This is a genomic window from Azospirillum sp. 11R-A (genome assembly GCF_049472615.1).
GTDB lineage: Bacteria > Pseudomonadota > Alphaproteobacteria > Azospirillales > Azospirillaceae > Azospirillum > Azospirillum palustre.
Genome location: NZ_JBCEBL010000011.1, coordinates 118,503 through 131,091, shown reverse-complemented (window position 1 = coordinate 131,091; position 12,589 = coordinate 118,503). Strand labels below are relative to the sequence as shown.

General features: G+C 68.7%; 13 protein-coding genes. All 13 read right to left on the bottom strand.

Annotated elements, in window-relative coordinates:
- Positions 1–14: 14 nt before the first annotated feature.
- The 13 genes from VH569_RS16870 to VH569_RS16810 all read right to left on the bottom strand — a co-directional run bounded on the left by VH569_RS16870 (position 15) and on the right by VH569_RS16810 (position 12,461).
- Positions 15–1,589: a methyl-accepting chemotaxis protein gene (locus VH569_RS16870; RefSeq protein WP_423316363.1), complete on the bottom strand. Its 1,575-nt coding sequence runs from the start codon at positions 1,587–1,589 to the stop codon at positions 15–17.
- A 45-nt stretch (positions 1,590–1,634) separates the two neighbouring features.
- Positions 1,635–2,657, bottom strand: a complete 1,023-nt coding sequence (locus VH569_RS16865) for a biotin-dependent carboxyltransferase family protein (RefSeq protein WP_423316362.1) — start codon at positions 2,655–2,657, stop codon at positions 1,635–1,637.
- A complete protein-coding gene (gene pxpB / locus VH569_RS16860; protein ID WP_423316361.1) occupies positions 2,654–3,421 on the bottom strand; it encodes a 5-oxoprolinase subunit PxpB in 768 nt (255 codons plus the stop codon). Before pxpB ends, VH569_RS16865 begins: the two co-directional genes overlap by 4 nt.
- Before the next feature lie 42 nt (positions 3,422–3,463).
- Entirely contained in the window at positions 3,464–4,225 is a 762-nt protein-coding gene (locus VH569_RS16855; protein WP_423316360.1) for a substrate-binding periplasmic protein, read from the bottom strand.
- An 86-nt stretch (positions 4,226–4,311) separates the two neighbouring features.
- Positions 4,312–5,100 carry a putative hydro-lyase gene (locus VH569_RS16850; RefSeq protein WP_423316359.1) on the bottom strand — a complete coding sequence of 263 codons (789 nt, stop codon included), beginning with the start codon at positions 5,098–5,100 and terminating at the stop codon, positions 4,312–4,314.
- 54 nt (positions 5,101–5,154) lie between these two features.
- Positions 5,155–5,859 carry an ABC transporter ATP-binding protein gene (locus VH569_RS16845; protein WP_376962616.1) on the bottom strand — a complete coding sequence of 235 codons (705 nt, stop codon included), beginning with the start codon at positions 5,857–5,859 and terminating at the stop codon, positions 5,155–5,157.
- Positions 5,860–5,932: 73 nt separating this feature from the next.
- A complete protein-coding gene (locus VH569_RS16840; RefSeq protein WP_193548444.1) occupies positions 5,933–6,652 on the bottom strand; it encodes an ABC transporter ATP-binding protein in 720 nt (239 codons plus the stop codon).
- Positions 6,649–7,665, bottom strand: a complete 1,017-nt coding sequence (locus VH569_RS16835; protein WP_109049547.1) for a branched-chain amino acid ABC transporter permease — start codon at positions 7,663–7,665, stop codon at positions 6,649–6,651. The genes VH569_RS16840 and VH569_RS16835 overlap by 4 nt, the downstream gene beginning before the upstream one ends.
- Complete coding sequence (locus VH569_RS16830; protein ID WP_109049546.1) at positions 7,665–8,531, bottom strand: branched-chain amino acid ABC transporter permease; 867 nt, start codon at positions 8,529–8,531, stop codon at positions 7,665–7,667. The genes VH569_RS16835 and VH569_RS16830 overlap by 1 nt, the downstream gene beginning before the upstream one ends.
- Positions 8,532–8,757: 226 nt before the next feature.
- Positions 8,758–10,083 carry an ABC transporter substrate-binding protein gene (locus tag VH569_RS16825; RefSeq protein WP_423316358.1) on the bottom strand — a complete coding sequence of 442 codons (1,326 nt, stop codon included), beginning with the start codon at positions 10,081–10,083 and terminating at the stop codon, positions 8,758–8,760.
- A 146-nt stretch (positions 10,084–10,229) separates the two neighbouring features.
- Positions 10,230–11,177 carry a LysR family transcriptional regulator gene (locus VH569_RS16820; protein ID WP_423316357.1) on the bottom strand — a complete coding sequence of 316 codons (948 nt, stop codon included), beginning with the start codon at positions 11,175–11,177 and terminating at the stop codon, positions 10,230–10,232.
- A 55-nt stretch (positions 11,178–11,232) separates the two neighbouring features.
- Positions 11,233–11,802 carry a hypothetical protein gene (locus VH569_RS16815; RefSeq protein WP_423316356.1) on the bottom strand — a complete coding sequence of 190 codons (570 nt, stop codon included), beginning with the start codon at positions 11,800–11,802 and terminating at the stop codon, positions 11,233–11,235.
- Positions 11,799–12,461, bottom strand: a complete 663-nt coding sequence (locus VH569_RS16810) for a ParA family protein (RefSeq protein ID WP_098738091.1) — start codon at positions 12,459–12,461, stop codon at positions 11,799–11,801. The genes VH569_RS16815 and VH569_RS16810 overlap by 4 nt, the downstream gene beginning before the upstream one ends.
- Positions 12,462–12,589 lie beyond the last annotated feature (128 nt).

Below are 12,589 nucleotides of genomic sequence, written 5' to 3'. Positions count from 1 at the left end.
AGGCCCCGGCGTTTTCACGCCGCATCCGACTGTCGCAGGGAATGGATGAAGCCGGCAACCTCGCTGCGCATCGCCCCCATCTGGTCGGTCAACATGCCGGCGGCGGTGTCGAGCTGCGCCGAGGCATCGCCGGTCTGTCCGGCCACTTCGGAGGTGGCGTTGACGTCGCCCAGCAGGGCGCGCACCCCCTGGGCGGCTTCGCTGACGCCGCGGCCGATCTCCGCCGTCGCAGCGTTCTGCTCCTCGACCGCCGCGGCGATGGAGGCGCTGATCTGGCTGAGACTTTCCACCACGCGGGCGATCTCGACGATCTCCTCGGCGGCGGAGCCGGTGGAGCCCTGGATGGCGCGGATCTGCGTCTCGATATCCTCGGTCGCCTTGGCGGTCTGGGTCGCCAGCGCCTTCACCTCGCCGGCCACCACGGCGAAGCCTTTTCCCGCCTCGCCGGCGCGGGCCGCCTCGATGGTGGCATTCAGGGCCAGCAAATTGGTCTGCTTGGCGATGGCGTGGATCAGCGTCACCACCGCCGAAACCCGGTCCGACGCCTGGACCAGCCCGGCCACCTGATCGGTGGCGCGGCCGGCGCGGCGCGACGCCTCGTCGGCGATGGATTGCGAATGCTGGGCCTGGGCCGAGATCTCGCGGATGGAGGCGACGAGCTCGTCCACCGCGGCGGCCATGCCGTCGACCGAGGCGTTGACCGTCGCGGCATTGCCGGCGGCCTGCCGGCTGACCTGACCGTTGTGTTCGGCCACCCCGGCAAGGCTGCGGGTGGCGAGCCCCATGCCGTCGGTGGTGCGCATCACTTCTCCCAGCGTGCTGCCGACGCGCCGTTCGAAATCGTCGGCAACCGCGGCGATGGCGGCATGGCGCTCCGCCTCGGACTGCCGGCGCAGTTCGACCTGTTCGGCCTCCAGCCGCTGCTTGGCGGCGCCCTGCTCCTTGAAGACCTGCACGGCTTCGGCCATGCGGCCGATCTCGTCGCGGCGGTCGAGCGACGGCACATCCACCGCGCGCTCGCCGGCGGCCAGCCGGGTCATCACCCCGGTCAGGCGGACGATGGGCCGGGTGGCGCCGCGCACCATCAGGAACAGCACGCCGCACAGCGCCACCAGCGCCGCCAGCCCGCCGCCGGCCAGCAGCCACCCCCGCTCCGCCGCCTGCCGTTCGGCCCGGCGGGGCGACAGGTGGATTTCCACGGTGCCGAGCTTCTCCATCCGGGTGCCGGCCTTGCGCAGGATGTCAGCATGGCGGACCAGCACCGACGGGTCGCCGTCCGACACATCGCCGCTCTTGGCGAAGACCTGTCCCTTGGGATCGAGCACCCGGCTGCCGAGATAGTCGGGATCGTTGGTCAGCGCGGCGAGCTGTGCCGCGGCGGAGTCGGCATCGACGTTCCACAGCGGCTCGGCCAACCCGCCGGCGATGACGCGGACGGTGACGGCGGCCCGGTCCTCCAACGCGGTGCGGGCATCCTCGCGGTTGACGGTGACGACGGCGGCTATGCCGGTCGCGCTGATGACCGTGACCATCAGGGCGATGGGAACGACGACACGCATGGCAAGGGTACGGCCCACACGCTGCAGCATCAGGTCCACTCCATTGTGGGTGTTGGGGCGTTGGAAAGCGAAAGGTCAGTCCCAGCCGGTGACGGCGCCGCCGATCAGGTTGAAGCCGAGCAGCCGGCCGCTGTCGTAGAGGGCGAAGCCGCCGGCCGATTGCAGCAGCGCCGGCAGGCCGTCCACCAGCTCGCGATGGCGGGCCTGGATGCGTCCGGCCTCCGCCGCGTCGACGGCAGCGAAGCGCAACCGCTCGCCGGGCCGCATCTGCGCCAGCGCCGCTACGTCCGGCCCGACGACACAGGCGATCTTGGGATAGCCGCCGGTGGTCTGGCGGTCGGCCAGCAGCACGATGGGCCGCCCGGTGCCCGGCACCTGCACGGCCCCCAGCGGGATGCCGTCCGACGTGATGTTGAAACCGCGGGAATGTTCGATCACCGGGCCGTCCAGCCGGCAGCCCATGCGGTCGGCCTCGTGGCTGAGGGCGTAGTCCTCCTCCAGGAAGGCTTCGATCCCGGCGGCGGTGAAATAGTCCTGCTGCGGTCCGAGCATCACGCGCAGCCGCCCGCCGCGCGCCGGCAACAGGGAGGGGTCGAGACAGCGCTCGCCCCGGTCCGCCGCCTGGTCGAGGGCGAGCGGCAGCCGGTCGCCGGCCTTCAGCGCTCCGCCGTCCAGCCCGCCCATACGGCTGCGTATGTGGGTGGCGACGCTGCCCAGCACCGGCTGAAGCGCGAAGCCGCCCTCCACCGCCCAATAGCCGCGCATGCCGCTGCGCAAGGTCCCGATGCGCAGGGTCTGGCCGTCGGTCAGGCGCAGGCTGGTCCAGCCCGGCACCGGATCGCCATCCACCGTGAGGTCGGCATCGGCGGCGACGGCGATGCGCACCGGCCCGCCCTCGACCGTCACGCTGTCGCCGGCCAGGGCGAACTCCACCGCCCCCTCCCCCGGCCGGTTGCCGACCAGGGCGTTGGCGGCGGCATGCAGCAGCGGGTCGGCCGCCCCGGCGACCGAGACGCCATAGCGCTGATAGCCGACCCGGCCGTGGTCCTGAATGGTGGAGCTGGGACCGGCTGCCGCCACGCGCAGATGGGTGGTCATGCGGCGGCTCCCTGCATCAGGGCGACGGAGGACGTTACTGTTTCGCAGTCCGGCAGATAGCCGCTGATACCGTCCAGGCGGTCGTATTCGGCAGCACTGATCGCGGTGAAGCGGATGCGGTCGCCGGGGGCCAGCAGGAAGGGCGGCTCCCTCTTGAGATCGAACGTCCGGGCCGGGGTGCGGCCCAGCAGGTGCCAGCCGCTGGGCATGGCGATGGGAGAGATCGCCGCCTGCGCCCCGCCCTGCATGACGCTGCCGGCTGGGGTGACCATGCGCGGGTTCTCGCGCCGGGGCTGGTGCAGCATCTCCGGCAGGCCGCCGAGATAGGCGAAGCCGGGAGAGAAGCCCAGCATGTAGACCCGGTAGTCGGCGGTGCAGTGCAGCCGCACCACCTCCTCCGTGCCGAGGCCGGAGCGGCGGGCCACCTCGTCCAGATCCTCGCCATGGGCGCCGCCAAAACAGACCGGCACGATCCAGCGCAGCTGCGGCTCCGCCACCGCCTGCGTCAGCTCGGTTGCCAGCCCTAACAGGGCTTGGCCCAGCGGTTCGGCAGCCGTCACCGCCGGGTCGAACTGCACGAGGATCGAGCGGTATGTCGGCACCGTCTCGACGATGCCCGGCAGCTGGGCGTCGGCGATGCGGCGGTCGAGCCGGTGGACGGCGGCATTCAGATCCGGGGCGATGCCGTCGCCCAACTCGACGATCAGGGCACTGTCCCCGGCCGCCCGCAGAACGGGGGCCGGGACCGGGGTGGTCACGCTCATGGCGGCTTCTCGAAAGCTGGTCGGAGGGGGAAGGCTCGCCGGTCAGCGGGCGTATTTGTCCAGGATCTGCTGGTAGGCGCCGCTGGCCTTCATCGCCGCGACCCCGGCATCGAACTCGTCGCGCAGCTTTGCGGTGTCGCGCGCCTTGGTGAAGGCGATGTAGCTGGGGATGTCCTGCACCGCCGGGGTCAGTTCCTTGACCTTGTCCAGGGCGCCGGCCTGCTTCAGGAAATACTGCGCGACATAGCGGTTGCTGGGCATGACCTCGAAACGGCCGGAGACCAGCTTCTTGACGTTGCTATCGCTGTCGTTCGACTTCTCCACCGCCGGCAGCACGCCGGTCTTGATCGCGTCGTCGACGATGGAGCCGTAGCTGATCTGGTTGACCACGCCGAACTTGCGGTCGGCCAGCTTGGACAGATCGCCGTCGAAGCTGACCGGGCTGTCCTTCGCCACGAACAGCGAGACCACCTGCGGCACCAGCACCTGATTGGAGTAGTTCAGGAACTGCTCGCGCTCCGGCGTCTTGTAGGCGGTGAAGACGGCGTCCGCCCCGCCCTCGCGCACGGTGTCGAGCGCGCGGGCCCACGGCATGATCTCCACCGTCACGGCATGCCCGGCGGCCTTCATCGCCTCGGTCACGATGTCGTAGGCGATGCCGGCCGGCTTGCCGCCGTCGTCATAGATCAGCGGCGGGAAGCTGAGCGCCACCATGCGCAGCTGGTCGGCCGAAGCCGGCGCCGCGACGGCCGTCAGCAGGAGAACGGTGGAAGAGAGCAGGCGAATGGAAGACGGGGTTGGCATCGGGCAAGCCTCCACCGTGTCCGCGCGAGGCGGAATGCCCGCGCGGCGGCCGGTATCGCAGGGGATGAAGCGGGGGAGAGGGGCGGTCAGAGCACTGACAGGTGCGTGTTCAGCAGGTCGGTGATCAGCATCGCGCCGGGGCTGTGGCTGATGGCGATGGGCGGACGGGCGTTGCGGATCGCGACCTGTGGCGTCACCCCGCAGGCCCAGAAGACCGGCACCTCGCCGGGCTCGATGGGAACCGCCTCGCCATGTTCCGGCTGGGCGATGTTACGGATGCCGATGGCGGCCGGATCGCCGAAATGCACCGGCGCACCGTGCACCGACGGGAAGCGCGAGGTGATCTGGATGGCGCGGATGGCGTCCTTCGGCACCATCGGCCGCATCGACACCACCATGGTGCCGCCGAAGCGGCCGGCCGGGGTGCAGGGGATGCTGGTCTCGTACATCGGGACATTGCGGTTCATCGCGATGTGGCGCACCGGCAGCCCGTCGGCCAGCAGGGCCTCTTCGAAGGAGAAGGAGCAGCCGATCAGGAAGGCGACGAAATCGTCCTGCCACAGGTCGCCGATGTCGGTCGGCTCGGCGGAGAGCACGCCGTCGCGATAGACGCGGTAGCGCGGCACGTCGGTGCGGATGTCGATGTCGTGGCCCAGCGTCGGCAGGCGCGGGTCGCCGACCTCCGACACCGCCAGCAGCGGACAGGGCCGCGGGTTGGCCTGGCAGAAGCGCAGGAAGTCGCCGGCCCAGTCCGCCGGCAGGATGGCGAGGTTGGCCTGGACATGGCCGGGGGCGAGGCCGGCGGTCTGGCCGCTGTTGGCGCCGCTGCGGATGCGCAGGCGTTCGGCAGCGGCGGAGAGGGGAGTGGTCGTCATGGGGATCGTCCGGAAATGGATTCGGAAAGATGGCGTTCGTCGACGGAAAAGATCTCACATGCCCAAGTACGCCTGCCGCACCTCGTCGTTGCCCAGCAGGTCCTGGCCGCTGCCTTCCATCACGACGCGGCCGGTCTGGATGACATAGCCGCGGTCGGCGATCTCCAGCGCGCGGTGGACGTTCTGTTCGACCAGCAGCACGGTGATGCCGCGCTGGCGGATCAGCTGGATGGTCTCGAAGATGCGGGTGACCAGCTTGGGCGCGACGCCCCAGGACGGTTCGTCCAGCATCAGGAGGTCGGGCTGGCTCATCAGGCCGCGGCACATCGCCAGCATCTGCTGTTCGCCGCCCGACAGGGTGCCGGCCTGCTGGCGGCGGCGTTCGCCGAGCACGGTGAAGGTGTCGTAGGCGAATTGGAGCGTTTGCTCGCGTTTGGCCGCATCGCTGGTGGTGAAGCCGCCCAGCATCAGGTTCTGTTCCACCGTCAGGCGCGGGAACAGGCGGCGGCCTTCCGGCACCAGCACCAGCCCGCGCTTCACCCGCTCGTGGGCGGGAACGGACGAGATGTCCTGGCCCTTCAGCAGGATCGACCCGCCGTCGAGCGCATTCAGTCCGGCGACGGCACGCAGCGTGGTCGACTTGCCGTTGCCGTTGCCGCCGACCAGCGCGACGATCTCGCCCCGCTTCAGGGTCAGGCTGATGTCGCGGATCGCCGGGACGCGGCGGTAGCTGGACTGGATGTTGCGGACCTGCAGCATCGTCTCGCCCGCGGGAGCCGGAGCGGGGGCGACGGGGCGGACGGGTTCGGACAGCGTCGGTTGGAGCATCGTCTCACTCCCCCAGATAGGCGGCGATGACCGCCGGGTTCTCGGCGATCTCGGCCGGGGTGCCGTCGGCGATCTTGGCGCCGTAATCCAGCACGAGCATCCGGTGGGCGATGGGCATGATGCCCTCCATCACATGTTCGACGATGATGCTGGCGATCCCGCGCTGGTGGATGCGGTGGACCAGGGCAGAGGCCTCGCGTACCTCGGTCGGGTTAAGGCCGGCCATCACCTCGTCCAGCAGGATCAGCTTGGGTTCGGTGGCGAGGGCGCGGGCGACCTCCAGCCGCTTCTGTTCCGACACCGTCAGGTCCGACGCCGGGGTGTCCGCCCGGTGCGACAGGCCGACGAAGGCCAGCTCGTCCTCCGCCCGCTCGCGCGCCTCGGCCACCCGCTTGTTGCGCAGCATGGCGCCGACCATGACGTTCTCCAGTGCCGTCATCGACTGGAAGACGCGGACGATCTGGAAGGTGCGGGCGATGCCGAGTGCTGCCGCCGCCTCCGGCGTCGAGCCGGTGATGTCCTGCCCTTCGAAGGCGATGCGGCCGGTGGTGGGGGTGTGGAAGCCGGCGAGGCAGTTGAAAAGGGTGGTCTTGCCGGCGCCGTTCGGGCCGATCAGCCCGATGATCTCGCCGTGATGGACGATGAAGCTGATGTCGCGGTTGGCGACCAACCCGTCGAAGGCCTTGCCCAGGCCGTCAACGGCAAGCAGGGGGGCGGTGTTCACGGGCGGATCTCCTTGGCGCTGGTCTTGGCCTCGGCCGGCTTGGCGCCGGGCAGATGGCGCCGCAGGTCACCCAGCAGGCCCAGCACGCCGGACGGGCTGAACACGGCGACCAGGATGATCATGGCGGCGTAGATGATCATGTCGGTGCCGGACCCGGTGCTGCCGAACAGGGTGCGGCTGTATTCCTCGATGGTGATGAGGATGACGGCGCCCAGCACCGGTCCCATCAGCCGGCCGACGCCGCCCAGGATGGCGATCAGCGCGATCTTGATCGAGATCGTCGTGGCGAACACCGAACCCGGATCGATGAACATCTCCTTCTGGGCGTAGAAGCTACCGCCCATCGCCGTCAGGAAGGCCGACACCGTCAGGGCGATCAGCTTGTAGCGGGTCAGGCTGACGCCCAGCGCGCGGGCCGCTTCCGGCTCGTCCTTGATGGCGCGGAAATAATAGCCGATGTGGCTGCGCTCGATTGCCCAGGACACCAGCACCGTCAGCACCAGCAGGCCGAGGATGACGTAGTAGTAGGGCAGCTTCGACAGGAAGATCAGCACGCCCCAGCCGCTCTGGTCCATCGGCAGGTAGAGGCCGACGGCCCCTTCGAGGGCGTCGCTGTTGGTGACCAGGATCTGCATGATCTCCGCCACCGCGATGGTCGCCATGGCGAAATAATGCCCCTTCAGCCGGAAGCAGGGCCAGCCCATGGCGAGCGCGAAGGCCGCCGCCACCAGCCCGCCGGCCAAGGCACCGATCCAGGGCGTCAGACCCAGGGTCAGCAGCAGCATGGTCGAGGTGTAGGCACCGATGCCGTAGAACACCGCATGGCCGAGCGAGACCTGCCCGGCATAGCCGCCGACGATGTTCCAGGCGACGCCCATCTGGGCGCCCATCAGGATCAGGATCAGGAAATTCTGCTGCGACGGTTCGGTGACCGCCAGCGGCAGGACGGCGGCGAGCGCCAGCAGGGCGGCGGTGCCGGCCATCTTACGTGAGGAGTTGGTTCCGGTCGTCATCAGGCTTTCCCCAGCAGGCCGCGCGGACGCACCAGCAGCACGATCAGCAGCAGCGACAGCACGATGGCGGTCTTGTATTCCGGGCCGACCAGGAAGCCGCCCAGCACCTCGATCAGCCCGACGATGATGCCGGCCAGGAAGGCGCCGGTGACACTGCCGAAGCCGCCGAGCACGACCACCACGAAGGCGATCAGGATGAAGTTCGACCCCACCTCCGGGAAGATCGGGAAGAAGGTGGCGATCAGCCCGCCGGCCAGACCGGCGCAGGCGGCGCCGATGCCCCAGGCGAGCGCGAACATCTTCTGGCCGTCGATGCCCATCAGGGTGGCGGCCTCACGGTCGATGGCGGTGGCTTCCAGCGCGGTGCCGAGCCGGGTGCGGTGCAGGAACATCCACAGGGCACCGGTCACGCCGACGGCACCGAGCGCGGCGACGAACTGCGGCAGGCCGAACTGCACGGGACCGAAAGCAACGTTGCCGCTGACGAGGCTGTGCGGGATCAGCCGGTGGTCCGGCTTCCAGAAGAACTGCGCCAGGCCGCGCAGCAGGATCATCAGGCCGAAGGTCGCGAAGATCTGCGACAGCATCGGCGCTTTCAGGATGCGGCGGATCACCGTCTGGTAGACGATGACGCCGACCGCGAACAGCAGCAACGCCGTCAGGGGAAGCGCCACGATGGGGTCGATGGCGAAGAGGGCGAAGGCCCAGAAGCTGGCATACATGCCCAGCATCAGGAATTCGCCATGGGCGAAATTGACGATGTCCATCACGCCGAAGATCAGCGTCAGACCGACCGCGACCAGGGCGTAGATCAGCCCGATCAGCAGGCCCGAGACGAGCACTTGGAAAAGAATGTCTGCGGTCATTGCAGCACCCCTTTTGCGGTCAGGGTGGGCCGGAGGAACTGTGCGGGAAAAGCCCCTTTCCCATCCCGGAAAGGGTGGCGCCGATGGCGCCGGGCGGGAGATGCATCGTGGATCGAAGCGCGGAACCGACTGAACATCTCCGTAGCCCTACCCGTCGCGACGCGACGGGCTCCCCCTTTTCCGGGAAAGGAAAGGGTAAGCAGCAGCCCGATGAAAGAAGCGGTGGTCAGCGGCCGTCCCAGGCGGGCATCGGGTAGACGACCGGCTTGGTCGCCACGTCGAACGGCCACACCGTCACATACTGGCCGCCCTGGACCTGGACGATGATGCCGGTGCCCAGCTCGTTCTGGCCGCTGGCGTCGAACCTGACGCCCTTCCACGGCATGATCAGGCCGCTGGCCGGGATGTCGGTCTTCTGGAGCGCTTCGCGGATCGCGTCGGGCTTGGTCGAGCCGGCACGGTCCAGCGCGTCGGCCAGCACGGCGATGCCGGTGAAGGCGCGGGCCGAATTGCCGTTGAAGTTCACGCCCGACCGCTTCTGCATCAGGTCGTTGACCTGTTTGATCAGCGGGTTGCGTTCGGCCTGATCGAGCGCCCAGACCTCGCGGCTGATGACGAACTCGCCATCCTTGCCCATGGTCTTCAGGAACTCGCTGTCGTTGAAGCCGGCGTCGTTGGCCAGCAGCATCTTCGGCAGGAAGCCCAGCTCCTTGTAGGTCTTCATCGACAGGATGGCGTCGCCGAGGTAGCTGGACTGCATGATGACCGCCGGGCCGGCGGCCTTGATGCGCTGCACCTCCGACGTCATCTGCGTCGTCTTCGCCGGGTAGAGGATCTTCTCGGCGATGGTGAACTTCTGCTCCTCCGACAGCTTCACCTGAAGCTTGGTCGTCTCGTTGCCCCACAGCGTGTTCTCGTTGAACAGCGCGATGTTGCGCAGCTTGTCGCCGGTCTTCTTCTCCATGTCGCCGAGGAAGGTGAAGAAGTTGCCGACGAACAGGTCGTCATGGGGCGTGGTGCGGAAGAACCATTTGAACTTGCGCTGGGTCAGCGAGGCCGAGGAGGACTCGCCGTTCAGGAACGGCACGCCGTAGCGTTCGGCGACCTGGCTGGCGGTGGCGGTGACGTTGGAGAAATAGGCTCCGGTCAGCGCCACGACCTTCTCGCTGGTGATCAGCCGCTCGGCCTCGGTGGCGCCGACCTGCGGGTTGCCCTGGTGGTCGCCGAAGATCAGCTTGATTTTGGCCCCCTTCAGGTTCGGCAGGCCGATGCCGGCGACCAGCCCCGGCGGGGCGGGGATTTCCTTGTTGACGATGGCGGCGGCCAGTTCGGCGGCGGCCTTCAGTTCGACGCCGGTCGAGGCGGCGGCACCGGTCAGCGGATAGATCACGCCGATGCGGATTTCATCCTGGGCCCGGGCCGGAGCGGCGCCGAAGCCGATGCCGGTCAGTGCGGTCGTGGTCAGCAGGGCCGCCGCGGCAAGCATGCGCTTGATCGTCTGGCGGCGGGTGGGCATGCGGGTGGGGTCGGTGATCGCTGCCGCGAACCGCATCGTGAAATCTCCTCTGTTCAGTGCCTTGGTGGCTTGCAGCGCGGGCCTTTACGGCTGTTCGGTTGCGCTTCTGACAGGATGATGACACGAACAGTCTTGGGTGCGTCCAATCGTAAGTTTTGATCTGGATTGATAAGCTGCGGCAATCAATCGCTTTCTAATGCGCTCCGGCTCGCCCCTGTGGCGTGCGGCGCCTCGTTGCCGGTCGTCGCTTCGTAGTCGGCGGCCACCGCGGCGGCCAGATCGGCGACGACCGACGCCATGTGGTTCTCCGCCGTGGCGGAATGGGCCGCGCAGAAGGTCATCCCCGGCAAGGGCGCCTGCGAGCGGATCAGGCGAAGCCGGCCTTCCGCCAATTCACGCTGGACGATCACTGTCGGGATCACGCTGACGCCGACCGCGTCCACCGCCATGCGGACGACGCTGGCGAGCGAGCTGTTGCCGAACATCCGCACCTGCAATCCGACCGAGGAGAACATCTCGCGGATCACGCCATAGGGCTGGGTGGTGCGGGAGAAGGTGATGATCGGCCAGGCCGCCAGATCGCGCAGCGACACCGGCTCCTCGGGCAGGGGCAGCGTCGGGCTCGCCACCCAGCCCAGCGGATAGTTGCCGACCGGGATCGCCCGGAACCGCACGTCGGTGTAGGAGGCCAGCATCACCGCCACGTCCAGCTCGTGCCGGGCGAGCGCATCGCGCAGGCTGGGCGAGGTTTCGACCTCGATCTCCAGCGACACGGCGGGGTAGAGGGCGTTCAGCCGTTCGATCAGCTGGCTGAGCCAGGTGTGGACCACCGTCTCCGCCACGCCCAGCCGGATGACGCCGCGGATGGCGCTGCGGTCCGCCACCGCGGTCAGCAGCTCCGACCGCAGCGCCATCATCTTCTCGGCATAGGTCAGCAGCACCATCGCCTGCGGCGTCGGCGCCACCCGCCGGCCGACGCGGTCGAACAGGACGACGCCCAGCTCGTCCTGAAGCTGGGCGATGCGGGCGGAGATGGCGGGCTGGGTGGTGTTCAGCCGCTCCGCCGCCCGGCGGAACCCGCCGAGCCGCATCGTCCAGATGAAGGTCTCCAGCGACTTCAGGTCCAGCATGCCTCACTCATCCCCGTTTCGGATCATCGCACGCCGGACCGTCGCCACCGCCCTGTCAGCCCCGGTCGTCCAGCGCCGCCAGTTCAACCTCGATCACCGCCAGCCGTTCCCGCAGCCGGTCGCGCTCGGCCTCCAGCGCCTCGCGGCGGCTGACATGGTCGAGGGCGCGGTTGCGCAGGTCGCGCTTGAACCGGACGATCTCCGGCCGGGTCACGTCGGGCCGGATCAGGTTGCTCTGGTCGGCCAAACGCAGCTGTTCACCGGTCAGGGTGGCGAGCTGGTAGACGGTGGCGTAGCTCGGCGGCAGCTTCGCTCCCGGCAGGCGGCCGCTGTCCACCGCCTCCGCCACCATGCGCAGCTGGTAGGCGACCTGATAGCCGAAGGGCAGCTCGTTCTCGACCATCGCCTGGAACTCGCCATGCGGCAGGCGCGCCCGCGCTTGGACCAGATAGCGGCCGATCAGCAAAAACTTCTCCTGCGCGCTGCGCCAGAGGGTGGAGATCTCCTGGACGAACTCCTCACGCCGAACGAGGTCGACCGTCGCCTCCGCCATGCGCTCGATCCGCTCGTCCACCGCGATGTGGCGGCGGGCCTGGGCCTTGGAAACCTGCTTGAACCCGCTCATTGCGCCAGCTCCAGTTCGTGGCGGACGAAGGCCCAGACGCCGGCGACATGCTCTGCCCCCTTGCCCCCCTTCAGTTCCAGCAGGCCGAGCCCGCGGCCGGCGGTGAACTGGATGTCCTCGTAGTCGGGAACCTCGACCGGGCAGATCCGGCCGTCGCCCAGCAGCTTGCGCTGCGCCTCGGTGAAACCGCGGGTGCGCGGCTTGACGCGATTCATCACGAAGGCGGCGTTCTTGCCGTAGCGGCGGACAAAGCGCATCCAGGGTCGGACGGAGTCCAGGTCGTCGTCGCTCTGGCCGGTCGGCACGACGATCAGGTCGGACGACAGCGCCAGCAGCTTGAACTCTTCCGGATGGTCCTCGATGGACGGCGGCGTGTCGATCACCAGCAGGTCGAAGCCCGCGATGCCGTCCAGGGCCGCCCGGATGTCGAGCGGCGTCATGCCCGCCTCGAAATGGGTGATGGACGCCATGCCGTCCGGGCGCTTGGCGAACCACTTGGTCAGGCTGCGCTGCGGATCGAGGTCGAGCGTCGCCACCGCGCAGCCATCGAGCGCCGCCGCCACCGCGATGTTGCGGCTGAGGGTCGTCTTGCCGATCCCGCCCTTCGGGCCATTGACCAGCAAGCGTTTCACCGGCACGTGTCCCGTGTCGTTGCTCATTCCCATGCCCCTTATCGCCATCGGCTGTCGGCCCCTTTTACCAAAGCCCGGCCGTGGCGCAAATCTAAGACATGTCTTAGCTTCGCAGCGGCCGGACAGGGTGTCGCCCCTGCCACAGATTGGCGATC

Bases quoted from the DNA above. Each gene is read 5' to 3' on its own strand.
- VH569_RS16870 (WP_423316363.1), bottom strand. From the start codon at position 1,589: ATGCTGCAGCGTGTGGGCCGTACCCTTGCCATGCGTGTCGTCGTTCCC.
- VH569_RS16865 (WP_423316362.1), bottom strand. From the start codon at position 2,657: ATGACCACCCATCTGCGCGTGGCGGCAGCCGGTCCCAGCTCCACCATT.
- pxpB (WP_423316361.1), bottom strand. From the start codon at position 3,421: ATGAGCGTGACCACCCCGGTCCCGGCCCCCGTTCTGCGGGCGGCCGGG.
- VH569_RS16855 (WP_423316360.1), bottom strand. From the start codon at position 4,225: ATGCCAACCCCGTCTTCCATTCGCCTGCTCTCTTCCACCGTTCTCCTG.
- VH569_RS16850 (WP_423316359.1), bottom strand. From the start codon at position 5,100: ATGACGACCACTCCCCTCTCCGCCGCTGCCGAACGCCTGCGCATCCGC.
- VH569_RS16845 (WP_376962616.1), bottom strand. From the start codon at position 5,859: ATGCTGCAGGTCCGCAACATCCAGTCCAGCTACCGCCGCGTCCCGGCG.
- VH569_RS16835 (WP_109049547.1), bottom strand. From the start codon at position 7,665: ATGACGACCGGAACCAACTCCTCACGTAAGATGGCCGGCACCGCCGCC.
- VH569_RS16830 (WP_109049546.1), bottom strand. From the start codon at position 8,531: ATGACCGCAGACATTCTTTTCCAAGTGCTCGTCTCGGGCCTGCTGATC.
- VH569_RS16825 (WP_423316358.1), bottom strand. From the start codon at position 10,083: ATGCGGTTCGCGGCAGCGATCACCGACCCCACCCGCATGCCCACCCGC.
- VH569_RS16820 (WP_423316357.1), bottom strand. From the start codon at position 11,177: ATGCTGGACCTGAAGTCGCTGGAGACCTTCATCTGGACGATGCGGCTC.
- VH569_RS16815 (WP_423316356.1), bottom strand. From the start codon at position 11,802: ATGAGCGGGTTCAAGCAGGTTTCCAAGGCCCAGGCCCGCCGCCACATC.
- VH569_RS16810 (WP_098738091.1), bottom strand. From the start codon at position 12,461: ATGAGCAACGACACGGGACACGTGCCGGTGAAACGCTTGCTGGTCAAT.